Genomic DNA, 16617 nt, shown 5'->3' with positions numbered 1-16617 from the left:
GCGCGGCTTGGCATGACCTGTGCTGTGCCTTGTTCAGATCATGAGATTTCGACTCATGCATGGAGCCTGTCTATGAAAAATCAAAAAGGTTTTACTCTGATCGAGCTGCTGATCGTGGTGGCGATCATCGGGATTCTGGCGACGTTTGCGTTGCCGCAGTATTCGAAATATCAAGCGCGAGCGAAGGTTACCGCTGCTCTTGCAGAAATTTCGGCATTGAAGGTGCCTTTCGAAGACATTATCAACCAGGGCACTAACCCCACCCTCGCACTGATCGGCGGTACGGCGACCACCGGTAATTGCACGATTACGGCATCGGGTACCGCCGCTGACGGTGCGGGTACTATTGGTTGCGTTATTCTCAATGCTCCAGGGCCGGTGCTCAGCAAAACCATTACGCTTACACGCACCCTTACCGGTGGCTGGACATGCGCCACCACAGCTGAACAGGAATACGCGCCTAAAGGCTGCACTGGCGCTGCCGCTGCTGGCTGATCTATCGTCATTCTGCCAATGCCCCGCCTTTCACGACGCGGGGCATTTTTTTGCTCGTCATTTGTAGGTCAATTCAATAATCAAGAAAATCCCCGACAATTCATGGCTTTAGGCCTGCGTTAAAACCCGCATGTTGCATGTAGATAATTTCGCAGTCATGCAATTTGCATGATTTCGGAAATTGCCATTATGTTTAACATATTGATTTTAAAGCTTTTATTTTTTATGTGACTGTTGGCACAGCGTTCGCACTATCTCCTGTAACCCTGCTGACAAGACACGCAGCAGACTTTCCAGAAATACAGGAGTTACTCGTATGAAGAAGTTCGCTATCGCTATCGCTGCCGCTACTGCTACCGCGTTGACCCTGACCATGGCCAACGCTGCATTCGCACAGACCACCCAAGCGACTCAGGCACCGATGATGCTGGCCGCCGGTGAAGTTACTGAAGCGAAAGAGGATGTTTCCGATACCTGGATCACAACCAAAGTCAAAGCAGACCTGGTAACCGAAAAAGGCATCCCTGGCACTGACATCAAAGTCGAAACCAACAAAGGCGTTGTTTCCCTGTCCTCCATGACCGTTCTGACAGACGCTCAGAAAACAACCGCCGTGGCTATCGCCAAGAAAATCAAAGGCGTCAAAGCGGTGTCCGCTGACGGCCTGAAATCCGAGTAAAACAAGGCTTCTCGCCTGGACCGGGAGAAGGTGCGGTAGGCGGGCCGAGTCATACGTCTGCCGCTACTTGAGCGTTCATGCGAAGGCCACAAGGATGTGGCCATTACAGGCCCCGGCATTTGTGTCGGGGCCTGTTCTATTTTGGGGAACAAAGATCAGAAGAAAGATCTTTTGATTGTTCAGTTGCCGCGCTTGCTGGTGATTCGAACCAACCGGTTTCCTTCAAAGCGCAGGTACTGGTACATCCCGCTGTTGGGCCCGTAGGTCCATTCCTCGACCTGAAACTCCTCCCGCCGATTCGCGCTACGCTTGTAGCCCAACAAGTCGCGGGCGACCGGCTCTCCGCATTTCTGCAGTACTTCGCCGGCCCTGTCCCCAACGCTGATCAATTGACTGCCACAGCGCAAGGTGTCGGCCGCCGCAGCTTGGCCGGCAACCAGCAACAGAGCCAGGCTCAGAAGCCCGCGTGCGCCCATCATTCGGCATCCAGATGCATGGGGGTAATAACCCGGCCATCGCTTTCTGCCTCACCGAGGCTGGCGTCGATGAAGTACACGCGGTCATCGGCCAACTGACCCTTGTCCACCAGATAATCCTTGATGCTGCTGGCCCGTTCTTGACCCAGTTGACGCAACAGCACCTCGCTGGAACTCCAGAAGCCAATCACGCCTTCACGCATTTTTTTGCTGCGTTCTTCCTTGCCCAGGTCCTTCCATTCGGCGGGCGGCTGGGTCTTCAGGCGCGTGCGGTAGATCCCTTCGAGCAGCGGGCCTTTCTCGCTGTCCGGCACTTCCAGCAATGAGGCCTGGGCCGGCACCTTGTCACCGCGGCGCTGGAGCATTTTGTAGTAGTTGTACTGGTATTCCCGCTCCAGGCGTTGCTCGGCAATCAGCGGGCCATCGCTGCTCTTGGCGGCGGTGCCTTCGATTTCCAGGCGCAGGGCCGGACGTTCCTTGAGCGCTTGGGACAGCTTGACCAGCGCCGCTTCGGCGTCTTTGCTCAGGTCGCTTGAGCCCGGTGCAAATGCCACGGTGCCCAAGTCTTCCGAACCACCGCCGCTGACCAGACCGCCAATCATTTTGAATGGCGCTGCGGCGGCTTTCACGATCAGGTTGCGCAGGGTCTGCCAGATAATAGGCATGACACTGAACTGCGGATTGTTCAGGTCGCCGCTCACTGGCAGTTCGATGGAAATCTTGCCGTCGACATCCTTGAGCAAGGCAATCGCCAGTTTCAGCGGCAGGCTCACGGCGTCTGGACTGTCGACCTTTTCACCCAGTTGCAGCTGCTCGACCACCACTTTGTTTTCGGCCAGGAGCTGGCCGTTGGTGATCTTGTAATGCAGGTCGAGATTGAGCCGGCCCTTGCGGATACGGTAACCGGCGAACTTGCCGGAGTAGGGCGTCAGCGTGGTCAGTTCCACCCGTTTGAAACTGGTGGCGATGTCCAGGCTGGCCATCGGGTCGAACGGGTTGACCGAACCCTTGATGGTCACCGGCGCATAGCGGTCGACCTTGCCTTTGACGTCGACGCTGGCCGGTTTTGCCTGGCGGCTGTCGATGGTGCCGATCTTCCCGTTGAGTTGTTGGACCGCTGTGGCGAAGTTCGGGGTCAGGCTGAAGTCGGCGAAGTTGGCCGAACCGTCATTGATGGCAATGCCGCCAATGTGGATGCCCAGCGGTTTTTCTTTCCCGGCTGCCGGTTTGGCCGCAGCGGTGGTTGTGGCGCCGGAGTCGGCCGGTTGCGGGATCAGCAAGTCATCGATGTTGGTGGTGCGATCATCGTTGATCATGAAGCGTGCATAGGGCTGGAACAGGTTGACCTTGTCGATCGACAGGCTGTCGCCATGTTGATAATTCAGACCTTCGAGCACCAACTGTTGCCACTTGAGGAAGTCGCGGGTTTTCAGGGTGTCAAGGGTATGCAGTTGATCGACCTGGGCGCGACCGGTGATGTTGAACGCCAGCGGCTCGGTGCTTTTCAGGTCGACCGCCAGATCACTGCCCAGCATGCCGCTGCGCAGTTCGAGACGAATGAACGGGTTGATGTAGGACTGGGCGACGCGCAGGTCGATGTCCTTGGTCTGCACGTTCAGTTTGGCGCTGATCGGGGCCAGATTGACCACGCCGTCCGCCAGGATCTTGCCTTGCTTGCCCACGCCGGTGTCGAGCTTGAGGTTGAAAGGTGAGCCATTGAGGCTGTCGAAATTTTGCAGGTCCAGGTTCAGTGGGCCCAGCTCCAGCGCCACCGCCGGTTGTGCCTTGCGGTCGGCCAGGTGCACCTGATAATCGCGCAGTTGCACATCTTTGAGCAGCACCTGCCAAGGCTTGCTCGGTGCGGTCGGTTCAGGCTTCGGCGAATCGGCAGCCGCTGGTGCGCTGGTCGGCTCGGCATTGGCCTTGGCGGCCGCTTTGGACGGCTGACTGGCGAACAGTTTTTGCCAGTCGAGTTGCCCGTCGGCTTCGAGGGCGGCCCAGGTTTCCAGTTTCTGGCTGCGAATCTTGCCGACCACCACTTGCTGCTTGGCCAGGTCTACGGTGGTTTCGCTGATGTCCAGCCGCTCGAGCTTGGCCAGCGGTCGGCCGTCCGCAGTCTTGATGGCGAAAGGCGCGACGCTGACGGCAACGTTGCTCAGCAGCAGTTCGGTTTCCTTGGCCAGGTTGAGTTTGTAGTCGGTGCTGAGGCTGACGACGCCATCTTCGAGTGCGAGTGGGACAGCATCGCGCACATAAGGCCAAAAGGATTTCATCTTGCCATCGGTGATTTTCAGCTTACCTTCGGAGGCGATCGGGATCAGGCTGAAGTTACCGGTCCAGTCGATCTGACCACCTGCCGGGCCGACGGCCACCAACGTCATGTCGGCGCTGTCTTCGGGCAAGGTGCTGAGGTTTTTCAGTTCGAAGTCGAGTTTGTCGTAGAGGAATTCGATGGGTTCGCTGGGCCGTGCATCCTCGAAATGGACGGAGCCGCTGGCCAGTTTGATCCGCTCCACACGCAGCGGGAATGGTTTGGCGTCCGGATCGGCCGGGGTCGGTTCGCTGGCGGGGATTTTGAACAGGCCGAGCAGGTTGAGCTTGCCGTCCTTGCTGAAGAGGATTTCGGTCTTGGGTTTGTCCAGTTCGATATCGGACAAGTGCAGCGCCTTGGTCCAGAGGCTATCGATCTGCAGGTTGGCGTACAGCCGTTCGAAGCCCACCTGTTCCTTGCCCGGCTCGCCGATGACCAAGCCCCAAAGGGTGACTTCAAGGCTGAACGGGTTGAGTTCGATCCGCGAAATCGTGGCGGGCGTCGTGGCGTAGTTGGCCAATTGTTGGTTGGCGATTCGCAACGCGATGCCCGGCAAAATCAGAAATCCCAACAGGCTATAAAGAGCCAGGGCAGTCAACAAGGCGCCGATAGCGCGAATCAATCCTTTGGGCATGTGCGGCTTCATCTGTCGGAATCGGAGTGCCTTGGAGTATGGCATGCGTTTGCGGTTCCGAAGCAACCACGCTTTATAGGATTTATCTGATTATCGGCGTGAAATTTCAGAGCTGCAGGATCAGCGTTTTCAGCGGCGGCTGCAGGTCCATCGACGGGAAATCGCTGCCCGGTGTCAGCGCTGTCCACTCACGCACCGGTCGCCCGGCCTTCTCTGCGCAGCGCAAAACCTGTTCGCGCCAATCGTCCATGCTGACCTTCGCCAGGTTGTTGCAGCAGATCAGCACGCCATCGTCGGCGGTGGTCAGCAGCGCCGGTTTGAGCAGGCTCTGGTAGTCGCGCAACAGGTCGACCGTGCCAAAGGCACTCTTGGCCCAGGCCGGTGGATCGAGCAGTACCAGATCGTACTGACGCGGGTCCAGACGTTGATAGCTCGGCAGTTTCTGGCCGCGACGCTGGCTGATCGGCAGGCCGGCCAATTGACGAATCGCCGGGAAATAATCGGACTGGATGAATTCCATGGTCGGCAATTGCGGGTTGAGCAGACCGTTCTCACGACCGACCGCCAGATTGCCTTCGGCAAAGTCCAGGTTACACACCTCGCTCGCACCACCTGCTGCGGCGCTGAGGCCGACGCCACAGGTATAGGCAAACAGGTTCAGTACACTTTTGTTTTTGCTGTGCGCCTTGACCCAGCCGCGAGCGTTGCGCAGGTCGAGAAACAGCAACGGATCCTGGCCAGCGTGGCGCCCGCGAACCCGGTAGTTCAGTCCCCATTCGTGGCCGATCAAATCTTGCAGGGCGGCTTCGTCGGCGCGGTAGACGGTGTCTTCGCGGTCGATACGCGAGTTGCCACGGGAACGGTCGTTGTAGACCAGCAAGGTGTCGAGGCCCAGTTGTTGATTGACGATCTCGTGCAGTTGCAGCAGGGCGTCACGTTCCAGTGCCTGATGAAAACTCTGCACCAACAGTTGCGGACCGTAGCGGTCGATGGTCAAGCCGCCGGCGCCTTCCTGGCTGCCGTGGAACAGGCGATAGCAATCGGTACCTTGCTGATGCAACTCGGCAAGCAGGTCCTGACGACGATCGAGGGCGGCGCGCAGCGCCTGATTCAAGGGAGACATGCTGGGCGCCTTGCAGGAGGGAATTGGGGGCGCGGGAGTTTAACAGCTATGGACTGATCGTTCCCACGCTCTGCGTGGGAATGCCTCACCGGACGCTCTGCGTCTGCTTCTGGGACGCGGAGCGTCCCCTGGCTTCATTCCCACGCAGAGCGTGGGAACGATCATTGCGCGAACGATTTACGAGTTCAGGCGTTTGTCGATCAAACCCTGCACCACGCTCGGGTCGGCGAGGGTCGAGGTGTCGCCCAGGCTATCCAGTTCGTTACAGGCGATCTTGCGCAGAATTCGTCGCATGATCTTGCCCGAACGGGTTTTCGGCAGGGCCGGGGCCCATTGGATCAAATCCGGTTTGGCGAAGCTGCCGATTTCCTTGCTGACATGCGCCAGCAATTGGTTCTTCAGTTCGTCATTGGCTTCGGTGCCGTTCATGGGCGTGACGAAGGCATAGATGCCCTGGCCTTTGACGTCATGGGGATAACCGACTACGGCAGCCTCGGCGATGCTGTCGTGCAGCACCAGCGCGCTTTCCACTTCGGCCGTGCCGATGCGGTGCCCGGAGACGTTGATCACGTCATCGATGCGCCCGGTGATCCAGTAGTCGCCGTCCTCGTCGCGACGTGCACCATCACCGGTGAAGTAATAGCCGGGGTAGGGTTTGAAGTAGGTTTCGATCATCCGTTTCGGATCGCCGTAGACGCTGCGGATCTGCGCCGGCCAGCTGGACTTGATGGCCAGTATGCCGCTGCCGGCGCCTTTGATTTCCTTGCCGTGTTCGTCGAGCAATACCGGTTGCACGCCGAACATCGGTTGTGTGGCGCAGCCGGGTTTGATCCGTTGAGTGCTGACCAGCGGGCTGAGCATGATGCCGCCGGTTTCGGTTTGCCACCAGGTATCGACAATCGGGCAGCGTTGCTCGCCGACCGTATTGAAATACCACTCCCAGGCTTCCGGGTTGATGGGCTCACCGACGGTGCCGAGTAACCGCAGACTCTCGCGGGACGTTTCCTTCAGCGGCTCGGGGCCTTCACGCATCAGCGCACGCAACGCGGTCGGAGCGGTGTAGAAGATGTTCACATGGTGCTTGTCGATCACCTGCCAGAAGCGCGAGGTGCTGGGGTAGCTCGGCACACCTTCGAAGATCAGCGTGGTCGCCCCGTTGGCCAGCGGCCCGTAGACGATGTAGCTGTGGCCGGTGACCCAGCCGACATCGGCGGTGCACCAGAAGACTTCACCGTCGCGATAGTCGAGCACGTACTTGAAGGTCATGGCCGCTTGCAGCAGATAGCCGCCGGTGGTGTGCAGCACGCCTTTGGGTTTGCCGGTGCTGCCGGAGGTGTAGAGGATGAACAGCGGGTCTTCGGCATCCATCGGCTCTGGCGGGCAATCGTCGCTGACGTCGCGCAACGCCTGGTGGTACCAGATGTCCCGATCGTCGACCCAGTTAATCTGGCCTTGGGTACGTTCGACCACGATCACGGTATTCACGTTGGGGCAGCTTTGCAGCGCCGTGTCGACGTTCTGTTTGAGTGGCACGAACTTGCCGCCGCGCACGCCTTCGTCGGCAGTGATCACGGTGCGGCAATCGGCGTCGAGGATCCGGTCACGCAGCGAGTCCGGGGAGAAGCCGCCGAACACCACCGAATGAATCGCGCCGATCCGCGCGCAGGCGAGCATGGCGTAGGCGGATTCGGGGATCATCGGCATGTAGATGCACACGCGGTCGCCTTTCTTCACGCCACGGCTTTTGAGCACATTGGCCAGTCGGCAGACGTTGTGATGGAGTTTCTTGTAGGTGATCTGGGCGGATTCGGCGGGGTCATCGCCTTCCCAGATGATCGCGGTTTGATCGCCGCGTTTTTCCAGGTGACGGTCGATGCAGTTGTAACTGACGTTTAACTTCCCGCCGGCGAACCAGCTCGCCTCACCGGTTTTCAGGTCGTAACGCTGGACGGTTTTCCACGGTGCGCTCCAATCAAGAAAGCGTGTGGCCTGTTCGGCCCAGAAGGTGCTGGGGTGCTCGATGGATTGGCGATACAGGCGTTGGTAGTCGTCTTGACTTAACTGTGCGGCCCGGCGGACGGCATCGGCTTTGGGGAACGTGCTGATATCGAACATGACGGTTCCTTATTCTTGTAACGACAAGTAATAAAGATGCGCCGAGTGGGGAAAGGGTTCAAGTCAGATGCCGGTGTAGAAGGTGCCGGCCGCAAAATTTTGTGACCGCCATAAACCAAAGTGGGAGCGAGCCTGCTCGCGATGGCGTCAAAACATTCAACATCATTTGAATGTCAGACCGCTATCGCGAGCAGGCTCGCTCCCACAAGGGCAACCGGGTGGCGTCAAATCAACCGCGGTGACGACCGCGGAAGTAGTTGATCAGGCCTTGGGTGGAGGCATCGTCAGCCGGGGTTTCTTCGCTGCCGACCAGGCGGTTGTAGACGCCTTTGCCCAACTCTTTACCCAGCTCTACGCCCCACTGGTCGAAGGCGTTGATGCCCCAGACCACGCTTTGTACGAAGACTTTGTGTTCGTACAGCGCCACCAGTGCGCCAAGACGACGCGGACTGATGCGTTCGACCACCAGGGTGTTGCTTGGACGGTTGCCCGGGATCACCTTGTGTGCCGCCAGCTTCTGCACTTCATCCTCGCTCATGCCCTTGTCACGCAGCTCGGCCTCGGCCTCGGCGCGAGTCTTGCCCAGCATCAGTGCCTGGCTTTGCGACAGGCAGTTGGCGTACAGCCACTGGTGGTGGTCGGACACCGGGTTGAAGCTGACGATCGGCACGATAAAGTCGGCCGGAATCAGCTGGGTGCCCTGGTGCAGCAACTGGTGGTAAGCGTGCTGACCGTTGCAGCCGACGCCGCCCCAGATCACCGGGCCGGTATCGGTGGACACTGGCGTACCGTCCTGGCGCACGCTCTTGCCGTTGGATTCCATGTCCAGCTGTTGCAGGTGTTTGGTGATGTTGCGCAGGTAGTGGTCGTACGGCAGGATCGCGTGGCTCTGCGCGCCCCAGAAGTTGCCGTACCAGACGCCGAGCAACGCCAGCAGCACCGGCATGTTCTGTTCGAATGGCGCGCTCTGGAAGTGCTGGTCCATGGTGTAGGCACCGGACAGCAGTTCCTTGAAGTTCGACATGCCGATGGCCAGTGCAATCGGCAGACCGATAGCCGACCACAGCGAGTAACGGCCGCCGACCCAGTCCCACATCGGGAAGATGTTTTCTTCGCGAATACCGAACGCCACTGCTGCCGCATTGTTGCTGGAAACGGCGATGAAGTGACGGTACAGCTCGGCTTCCGAACCACCCTGAGCCAGGTACCAGGCGCGTGCGGCCTGGGCATTTTTCAGGGTTTCGAGGGTATTGAAGGATTTCGACGAGACGATGAACAGCGTGGTCTCGGCGCGCAGCTTCATGGTCAGTTCGTGGAATTCACTGCCATCGATGTTCGCCAGGTAATGGCAGCGCACGCCTTTCTGTGCGTAGGACAGCAGCGCTTCGGACACCAGTTCAGGGCCGAGGAAAGAGCCACCGATGCCGATGTTGACCACGTCAGTGATCGGCTTCTCGGTGTAACCGCGCCACAAACCGTCGTGGATGCGGCCCACGAGGTCGGTGATCTGGTTCAGAACCTTGTGCACGTCAGGCATCACGTTGACGCCGTTGACCGAAAGTTTGTCGCCCACCGGGCGGCGCAGTGCGGTGTGCAGCGCGGGGCGGCCTTCGGAAGAGTTGACGATTTCGCCATCGAACAGCGCTTTGATCGCGCCTTTGAGGTCGACTTCGTTGGCCAGGCCCACCAGCAGATTGCGGGTCTGGGCGTTGATCAGGTTTTTCGAGTAATCGAGAAACAGGCCGCAGCTGCTGAGGGTGAATTGAGTAAAACGCTGCGGATCGGCATTAAAGGCTTCGCGCATGCTGAAATCCTGCATGGCTTGGCGGTGGTCATTCAACGCTTGCCAGGCGGGCAGAGCGGTAACGTCGTGGGGAGTGCGGTAGTACGCCATCGCTGCGGTTTTCCTTTTTACTTGAACGGCCTTTTGAACACTAAAAATCCCGGAGCGCTGTGGGTGGGCGTCCGGTCAACTGCGTCGACACGATTTCATGGCGCAGGGCGAATACAGTAAACCTCGCGCTGCAATCTGTCTTGACTTTGTCTGACCTGCTCCCGGTACTTTTTTAACATTTAAGCAGGAGCGGTCCGACAAACGGAAGGCTGACAGGGGAGTGGCTCGATCAGGCGACCTGAACCGGAATGGCATTGCTGGTGTGGCTCAGCTCGTTACCCGGTGCCATGTAGAGCATGCGCGGTTTGAAGTTGAGCAGTTCGGCTTCACTGTAATGGGCGTAAGCGCAGATGATCACGCGATCGCCGACCTTGGCCTTGTGCGCCGCAGCACCGTTGACCGAAATCATGCGCGAACCTTCTTCGCCACGAATCGCGTAGGTGGTGAAGCGTTCGCCGTTGTCGACGTTGTAGATCTGGATCTGTTCGTACTCACGAATGCCAGACAGGTCCAGCCATTCGCCGTCGATGGCGCAAGAGCCTTCGTAATCGAGTACAGCATGGGTGACTTCGGCGCGATGCAGCTTGGCCTTTAGCATGATGGCGTGCATGAGTGTTTCCCAGGTCGGAATCGAACGGCGGGCAGTTTGCCCGAAGGCATGAAGGGCGGCAATACGATGTGGAAATTGACACAGGGCCAATGTGGGAGCGGACTTGCCCGCGATGGCGTACTAACAGTCAACGTCTCTGTCGACTGCTAAATCGCTATCGCGGGCAAGCCCGCTCCCACAGGGTTTGGTGGTGTTTATGCGGGGGCGTCGAGGTTCAGATGCAGGTTGTCGATCAACCGCGTCGTGCCCAGGAACGCCGCTACCAGAATCACCAGATCCCGATCTTCCGCCGTCGCCGGACGCAAGGTCAGCGCATGGCGAATTTCCAGATAATCCGCACGCAGGCCAGCGGCTTCAAGCTGTTTGATCCGCTCGTTGATCAACGTCGGGTAATCCCGCTCACCCTGTTTAATTGCATCGGCAATATGGGTCAGGGTGCGATAGACGACTGGCGCGACGGCCCGCTGTTCTTCGCTGAGGAAACCATTGCGCGACGACAGCGCCAGACCGTCGGCGGCACGCACGGTGGGTTCGCCGATGATCTGGATCGGCATGTTCAGGTCATGCACCAGGGCGCGAATCACCGCCAGTTGCTGGAAGTCTTTCTGGCCGAAGATCGCCAGGTCTGGCTGGACCATGTTGAACAGCTTGCTGACTACGGTCGCCACCCCTTCGAAATGCCCCGGACGGCTGGCGCCGCACAGGCCTTCGGACAGTTGCGGAACGCTGACGCGGGTTAGCCCGGCCATGCCGTCGGGGTACATTTCTTCGACGGTCGGTGCGAACAGCAGATGGCAACCGGCCTGGAGCAGTTTCTCCTGATCGGCGGCCAGGGTCCGCGGGTACTTGTCGAGGTCTTCGCCGGCGCCGAACTGCAGCGGATTGACGAAAATGCTCGCGACCACGAAATCAACCCGTTGGGTGGCTTTGGTAATCAGCGCGATATGCCCGCTGTGCAGGTTGCCCATGGTCGGCACGAAGCCGATGCGTTTGCCTTCGCTACGGGCACGGGCCACGGCGGCCCGCAGTTCGCGTACGGTTTTTACGGTGTTCATGCAGAGAATCCGTGTTCGATGCCAGGGAAAGTCGCCGCTTTGACTTCAGTGACGTAAGCGCTCAAGGCGGCTTGAATGCTGGTTTGGCCAGTCATGAAGTTCTTCACGAATTTGGGCACGCGGCCGGTGATGGACAGGCCAAGCATGTCGTGCAGGACCAGTACCTGGCCGTCGGTGCCGCTGCCGGCACCGATGCCAATCACCGGGATCTTTACCGCCTGGGTGATTTCTTCGGCCAGTTCGCTGGGCACGCATTCGAGCAGCAGCATGGCCGCGCCGGCCTGTTCCAGGGAGATGGCGTCGGCCCGCATTTGCCGCGCCTGGTTCTCGTTGCGGCCCTGGACTTTATAGCCGCCGAGGATGTTGACCGATTGCGGCGTCAGCCCCATGTGCGCGCACACCGGGATGCCACGTTCGGCCAGCAGACGGATCGAGTCCGCAAGCCACAATGCCCCTTCAACCTTGACCATGTGCGCACCGGCCTGCATCAACAGGGCGCTGTTGGTCATGGTTTGTTCAATGGTGGCGTAGGCCATGAAGGGCAGGTCGGCGAGGATCAAGGCATCGGCGTTGCCGCGTTTGACGGCTGCCACGTGGTAGGCCATTTCAGCGGTGGTCACCGGCAGAGTGCTGTCGTGACCTTGCAAGACCATGCCGAGGGAGTCGCCCACCAGCAGCACTTCAACCCCGGCCTCATTGCAGGCATGGGCGAAGGTCGCGTCATAGCAGGTCAGCATGGTGATCTTTTCACCTTTCTGCTTGAGGCTCTGGAGCGTGGTCAGGGTGATGGCTGGCATGAAAAAAATCCTCATTACAGGCGCTATGGAAACTACTGCGAGTAACGCGCGTGATTCGTCATTTATACAGGCGCACCTTCTTTCGTGGTGCTTGTAAGGCCTGGATTGCGCCCTTTGGCGCCGCGTTGGCGGCAGCGGGACGCCTATAGTCGTGAGGAGAACCAGGGAAGTCAATTGCGTGTGTTACCGCATTGTTACGCGTGGGGTGTTACCGGCGTTACTGATGCGATTCAGCAGATTTTTGCTGCTGCAAATCTTGATACGACAGAAACCATTGTGGGAGCGGGCTTGCCGGCGATAGCGACTGTACATTCAACATCAATGTTGACTGATAGTCCGCCATCGCGGGCAAGCCCGCTCCCACAGGGATTTTTTGTCAATTCGGGGAGAGGCGTTCCAACCCGACGAATGGGCAGGCGGCGAGTAATTCTGTGAGGGTGCGGCCATCGACCAGGCGCAAATCCGCCGGCGCCAGCTCGGCCAGCGGATAGAGCACAAAGGCCCGTTCCTGAAGGTGATAGTGGGGGACTTTGAGGCGAGGTTCGTCGATCAGTCGATCGCCGAACAGCACGATGTCCAGATCCAGCGTGCGCGGGCCCCAGCGTTCAAGGCGCTCGCGGCCTTGGCCATTCTCGATGGCTTGCAGCGCATCAAGCAGGTTCAGCGGCGCGAGGCTGCTGTCGAGGGCGGCGACCGCATTGGTGTAACGCGGTTGGCCGGGCAGCAGCGAGTCGCTTTGATAAAACCCGGAAACCCCGACCAGTTCGGTTTGCGGCAATTGCGCCAGCGCTGCGACAGCGTTGCGTAATTGTTCGGCGGGGTCAGCCAGATTGCTGCCCATGCCGATGTAGATGCGTTCCATGGCTTATTCGCCTGTAGCGCTCGGTGCGCCGGCAGCGCGCTTGCGCTTGGCGCCGCCACTGCGGCGACGTTTGCGTGGAGCACCGGTGCCGTCGTCCTTGCCACTGAGGTCGCGGATCATGTCCCGGCGTTCGCTGTCGTTGGCGTCCTGATAGTCGGTCCACCATTCGCCCAGGCCATCGGTCTGCTCACCAGCGCTTTCACGCAGCAGCAGGAAGTCGTAACCGGCGCGGAACCGCGGGTTGTCCAGCAACAGGTCGGCGCGTTTGCCGCTACGCCGTGGCAGACGCTCCTGCATGTCCCAGATCTCGCGGATCGGCATGGTGAAGCGTTTCGGAATGGCGATGCGCTGGCACTGTTCGGCGATCAACTCGTGAGCGGCTTCCTGCATCGCCGGAATCGGCGGCATGCCGCGTTCTTGCAGACGCAATACACGGGCCGGCAGGGCAGGCCAGAGCAGGGCGGCGAACAGGAACGCCGGGGTGACCGGTTTGTTCTGCTTGATCCGCAGGTCCGTGTTGATCAGTGCTTCGCTGATCAGCGTGTGGGTGTAGGTCGGGTTGTATTCCAACGCTGCCGCACTGGCCGGGAACAGCGGATCGAACAACTGCAGGTCGACCAGCATTTCGAAGGTGTCCGCGGCATAGCCGGAGAGGAACAACTTGAGCACTTCTTCGAACAGACGAGCCGACGGGATCTCGCGCAGCAACGGCGCCAGTTCGCGGATGGGCGTGGCGCTGTGTTTTTCGATGCCGAAATTCAGTTTGGCGGCGAAACGCACGGCCCGCAGCATACGCACTGGGTCTTCCTGGTAGCGTTGCTTCGGATCGCCGATCAGGCGGATAAGATGATTGCGGATGTCGTGTACGCCGTTGGCGTAGTCGAGAATGCGCTCGCTGACCGGATCGTAATACAAGGCGTTGATGGTGAAGTCGCGGCGTTGCGCGTCTTCTTCCAGGGTGCCATAGACGTTGTCACGCAGAATGCGCCCGCTTTCGTTACGCGACGATTGGTTGCTGTCTTCGTCCTCGTCGTTTTGCGGGTGATTGGCACGGAAGGTCGCGACTTCAATGATTTCGCGGCCAAAGTGGATATGCACCAGTTTAAAACGCCGACCGATAATCCGCGCGTTGCGGAATTCGGCACGTACCTGTTCAGGCGTGGCACTGGTGGCAACGTCGAAATCTTTCGGCGTAATGCCGAGCAGCATGTCACGCACACAGCCGCCGACCAGGTAAGCCTGGTAACCGGCGTTCTGCAGGCGTTCGACGATATTCACCGCGTAACGGCTGAATTGCGCCTTTTGCAGCGAATGTTGGCCGCTGTTGAGCACTTCAGGCGTACTGCGAATGTGTTGCGTATGACGCTTGGGAGAACGGAATGACTGGAACAACTTCTTCAGCATGGGATGCACTGTTTGAAGGAATGTTCGGCCATAACGAAGAATGACCGCATGATGGGCCGGGATTCTAGCATTTAGTCGGGGGATGGTGTAGGAAGCTGCGCAAGCGTGTGGAAGGGGATGTCGCGTGGCGTGCCCAAACGCCAGAAACCACAAGGGGAGCCGAAGCTCCCCAAGAAGTAGTTGCATGCTCTATTTTTATTATTGGTTTCGGGCTTCTTGTTTTTGTTGAGCGCCCTCGTCATGAAGTGTTCCTTCATGACCCTCCCAATCGGGAGCCAAGAGCAAACGGATTGCTTTGGTCGCTGTGTTGCTGTGATCGTTCGATCCAACCAGTTCAGGCACTGTCTTGAGACAGTTTTTTATTATTCTCGGCCTGGTCGTGGGGCAAGCCCCAAATGCAACGCCTCTCCAAAAGAATCAGTTAGCTACGCCTCTCGCCGTCTTGTTTTTATTGTGCGTGAGTCGATACGTCTTATTTTTATTGTCTTGTGCATTGCTTGTTATTGTTCTTGTACCAAACATATAGCAGGGTGCGTGCCAACTTTTGTGAGGCCCAGTAAAACAAGGGGTTAAGTGGGCTGATGGTGTTTTTCGAGGCCCAAAAAAACCGGGGCTTCGTTACCGTAAGCCCCGGCTTCTGTTACGCGAAAAAGCTGAGGTAACAGTTTTTTCACAATGTCATGTGTTACCCGCACATCCGACAGCTGCGGTTCAGCTCTCGCTGGCCACCCCGGTCTTGCGCCGCGGAATGCCCAGGCGCTGACGGCGTTCCCACAGGCATTTGCGACTGACCCCGAGTTTGCGGGCCAGTTCGGTTTCGGTCATGTGGTCCTGATGCTCGAGAACGAAATGCTGGAAGTAGTCTTCCAGGGACAAATCTTCGGTCGGCTCGTGGCTGGTGTTACCGGCGCCGGTGCCCTGCTGGGGCGCCAGGCCGATGAAGTCATCGTCATCCAGATCGCTCAGTTCGATGTCGATGCCTAGCAGCTCGGCGGAAATTTCCGGGCTCTCGCACAGAATCACCGCACGCTCGACCGCGTTTTCCAGTTCGCGAACGTTACCCGGCCAGGAGTAATGCCGAATCGCCTGTTCGGCATCCAGGGCGAATTTCAGGTCGGTGCGGTTGACCCGTGCGCTCTGCCGCGCGAGGAATGCAGTGGCAATTTCATTGACGTCCGCGCCGCGCTCGCGAAGGGCCGGCAGCTTCAAGGCGATCACGTGAAGACGGTAATACAAGTCTTCACGGAACTGGCCAATCTTCGCCAGGCTCTTGAGGTCCCGGTGGGTCGCGGCAATCAGGCGTACATCAACCTTCTGCGACTGCACCGAACCGACCCGGCGGATTTCCCCTTCCTGCAACACGCGCAGCAGGCGGGCTTGAGCTTCCAGTGGCAGTTCACCGATTTCATCGAGGAACAAGGTGCCGCCATCCGCCGCTTCCACCAACCCGGCACGCCCGGCACTGGCGCCGGTAAATGCGCCTTTTTCGTGGCCGAACAGCTCGGACTCGATCAGGCTTTCCGGAATGGCCGCGCAGTTCACTGAAATCATCGGCGCCTTGGCGCGTTTGGACAGGTTATGCAGGGCGCGTGCTACCAGTTCTTTACCGGTACCGGATTCACCTTGGATCAGGACGTTGGAATCGGTTGGCGCAACTTTACGGATCTTGCTGTAGAGGTCCTGCATCGGTGGGCAGGAGCCGATAATGCCAATTTCGCCGTTGCTGTTGTCGACACCGTTTTTAGCGGAGCCATTGCTCGATTTACCGACGACCGGTTCACCGCTGGCTTGCGCCGATTGCCGGTCACGCAGGATTCGCGCTACGGCCTGGAGCATTTCGTCATGATCGAAAGGCTTGGCGATGTAATCCACCGCGCCCATCTTCATGGAGTCGACGGCCGAACGCAGGCTGGCGTAACTGGTCATGATCAGCACCGGAGTGCCCTGGCCAAGTTTGATCAACTCGGTACCGGGTGCGCCCGGCAGACGCAGGTCGCTGACGATCAGGTCAAATGTGGGAATGCTGAAACGCTCTTGTGCTTCCTGCACGGATCCGGCTTCGCTGACCTGGTACTGGTTACGTTCCAGCAGACGGCGCAAGGCGGAGCGGATAATTGTTTCGTCTTCGACGATCAAAATGTGCGGCATTGATTCGATACTCT

Annotated in this window: 13 protein-coding genes; 2 read left to right on the top strand and 11 right to left on the bottom strand. The window is 58.9% G+C overall.

What is annotated here, in order from left to right; genetic code table 11:
- The first annotated feature begins 72 nt into the window (after positions 1 to 72).
- Together PSH97_RS23760 and PSH97_RS23755 are read left to right on the top strand one after the other, a co-directional pair.
- A complete protein-coding gene (locus PSH97_RS23760; protein WP_305446926.1) occupies positions 73 to 495 on the top strand; it encodes a pilin in 423 nt (140 codons plus the stop codon).
- 316 nt (positions 496 to 811) lie between these two features.
- A complete protein-coding gene (locus PSH97_RS23755; protein ID WP_305446925.1) occupies positions 812 to 1174 on the top strand; it encodes a BON domain-containing protein in 363 nt (120 codons plus the stop codon).
- A gap of 179 nt (positions 1175 to 1353) precedes the next feature.
- Here PSH97_RS23755 and PSH97_RS23750 read toward each other — a convergent pair whose 3' ends face one another.
- From PSH97_RS23750 to PSH97_RS23700, 11 genes are all read right to left on the bottom strand, one after another.
- Positions 1354 to 1650 carry a DUF2845 domain-containing protein gene (locus PSH97_RS23750; protein ID WP_305449860.1) on the bottom strand — a complete coding sequence of 99 codons (297 nt, stop codon included), beginning with the start codon at positions 1648 to 1650 and terminating at the stop codon, positions 1354 to 1356.
- Complete coding sequence (locus tag PSH97_RS23745; protein ID WP_305446924.1) at positions 1650 to 4640, bottom strand: DUF748 domain-containing protein; 2991 nt, start codon at positions 4638 to 4640, stop codon at positions 1650 to 1652. The genes PSH97_RS23750 and PSH97_RS23745 overlap by 1 nt, the downstream gene beginning before the upstream one ends.
- A 61-nt stretch (positions 4641 to 4701) precedes the next feature.
- Positions 4702 to 5718 carry a class I SAM-dependent rRNA methyltransferase gene (locus PSH97_RS23740; protein ID WP_305446923.1) on the bottom strand — a complete coding sequence of 339 codons (1017 nt, stop codon included), beginning with the start codon at positions 5716 to 5718 and terminating at the stop codon, positions 4702 to 4704.
- Between the two features lie 177 nt (positions 5719 to 5895).
- Positions 5896 to 7833, bottom strand: a complete 1938-nt coding sequence (acs, locus tag PSH97_RS23735; RefSeq protein WP_305446922.1) for an acetate--CoA ligase — start codon at positions 7831 to 7833, stop codon at positions 5896 to 5898.
- A gap of 229 nt (positions 7834 to 8062) precedes the next feature.
- Positions 8063 to 9727 (bottom strand): glucose-6-phosphate isomerase, encoded by a 1665-nt coding sequence (gene pgi / locus PSH97_RS23730; protein ID WP_305446921.1) that lies wholly within the window; start codon positions 9725 to 9727, stop codon positions 8063 to 8065.
- Between the two features lie 229 nt (positions 9728 to 9956).
- Positions 9957 to 10337 carry an aspartate 1-decarboxylase gene (panD, locus tag PSH97_RS23725; protein WP_003228271.1) on the bottom strand — a complete coding sequence of 127 codons (381 nt, stop codon included), beginning with the start codon at positions 10335 to 10337 and terminating at the stop codon, positions 9957 to 9959.
- A 194-nt stretch (positions 10338 to 10531) separates the two neighbouring features.
- Positions 10532 to 11392 carry a pantoate--beta-alanine ligase gene (gene panC / locus PSH97_RS23720; RefSeq protein WP_305446920.1) on the bottom strand — a complete coding sequence of 287 codons (861 nt, stop codon included), beginning with the start codon at positions 11390 to 11392 and terminating at the stop codon, positions 10532 to 10534.
- Entirely contained in the window at positions 11389 to 12189 is an 801-nt protein-coding gene (panB, locus tag PSH97_RS23715) for a 3-methyl-2-oxobutanoate hydroxymethyltransferase (protein ID WP_123361272.1), read from the bottom strand. Before panB ends, panC begins: the two co-directional genes overlap by 4 nt.
- A gap of 376 nt (positions 12190 to 12565) precedes the next feature.
- Positions 12566 to 13051: a 2-amino-4-hydroxy-6-hydroxymethyldihydropteridine diphosphokinase gene (folK, locus tag PSH97_RS23710; RefSeq protein ID WP_305446919.1), complete on the bottom strand. Its 486-nt coding sequence runs from the start codon at positions 13049 to 13051 to the stop codon at positions 12566 to 12568.
- Between the two features lie 3 nt (positions 13052 to 13054).
- Entirely contained in the window at positions 13055 to 14455 is a 1401-nt protein-coding gene (locus PSH97_RS23705; RefSeq protein WP_008068509.1) for a polynucleotide adenylyltransferase PcnB, read from the bottom strand.
- Between the two features lie 711 nt (positions 14456 to 15166).
- On the bottom strand, positions 15167 to 16603 hold the full coding sequence (locus tag PSH97_RS23700) for a sigma-54-dependent transcriptional regulator (protein WP_305446918.1): 1437 nt from the start codon (positions 16601 to 16603) through the stop codon (positions 15167 to 15169).
- Positions 16604 to 16617: the final 14 nt, after the last annotated feature.

Origin of the sequence: Pseudomonas cucumis, from assembly GCF_030687935.1 — a bacterium.
Taxonomy (GTDB): Bacteria; Pseudomonadota; Gammaproteobacteria; order Pseudomonadales; family Pseudomonadaceae; genus Aquipseudomonas; species Aquipseudomonas cucumis.
This window is presented reverse-complemented; position numbering and strand designations above follow the sequence as displayed.

Coding starts and splice junctions, on each gene's coding strand:
- PSH97_RS23760 (WP_305446926.1), top strand. CDS start 73: ATGAAAAATCAAAAAGGTTTTACTCTGATCGAGCTGCTGATCGTGGTG.
- PSH97_RS23755 (WP_305446925.1), top strand. CDS start 812: ATGAAGAAGTTCGCTATCGCTATCGCTGCCGCTACTGCTACCGCGTTG.
- PSH97_RS23750 (WP_305449860.1), bottom strand. CDS start 1,650: ATGGGCGCACGCGGGCTTCTGAGCCTGGCTCTGTTGCTGGTTGCCGGC.
- PSH97_RS23745 (WP_305446924.1), bottom strand. CDS start 4,640: ATGCCATACTCCAAGGCACTCCGATTCCGACAGATGAAGCCGCACATG.
- PSH97_RS23740 (WP_305446923.1), bottom strand. CDS start 5,718: ATGTCTCCCTTGAATCAGGCGCTGCGCGCCGCCCTCGATCGTCGTCAG.
- acs (WP_305446922.1), bottom strand. CDS start 7,833: ATGTTCGATATCAGCACGTTCCCCAAAGCCGATGCCGTCCGCCGGGCC.
- pgi (WP_305446921.1), bottom strand. CDS start 9,727: ATGGCGTACTACCGCACTCCCCACGACGTTACCGCTCTGCCCGCCTGG.
- panD (WP_003228271.1), bottom strand. CDS start 10,337: ATGCACGCCATCATGCTAAAGGCCAAGCTGCATCGCGCCGAAGTCACC.
- panC (WP_305446920.1), bottom strand. CDS start 11,392: ATGAACACCGTAAAAACCGTACGCGAACTGCGGGCCGCCGTGGCCCGT.
- panB (WP_123361272.1), bottom strand. CDS start 12,189: ATGCCAGCCATCACCCTGACCACGCTCCAGAGCCTCAAGCAGAAAGGT.
- folK (WP_305446919.1), bottom strand. CDS start 13,051: ATGGAACGCATCTACATCGGCATGGGCAGCAATCTGGCTGACCCCGCC.
- PSH97_RS23705 (WP_008068509.1), bottom strand. CDS start 14,455: ATGCTGAAGAAGTTGTTCCAGTCATTCCGTTCTCCCAAGCGTCATACG.
- PSH97_RS23700 (WP_305446918.1), bottom strand. CDS start 16,603: ATGCCGCACATTTTGATCGTCGAAGACGAAACAATTATCCGCTCCGCC.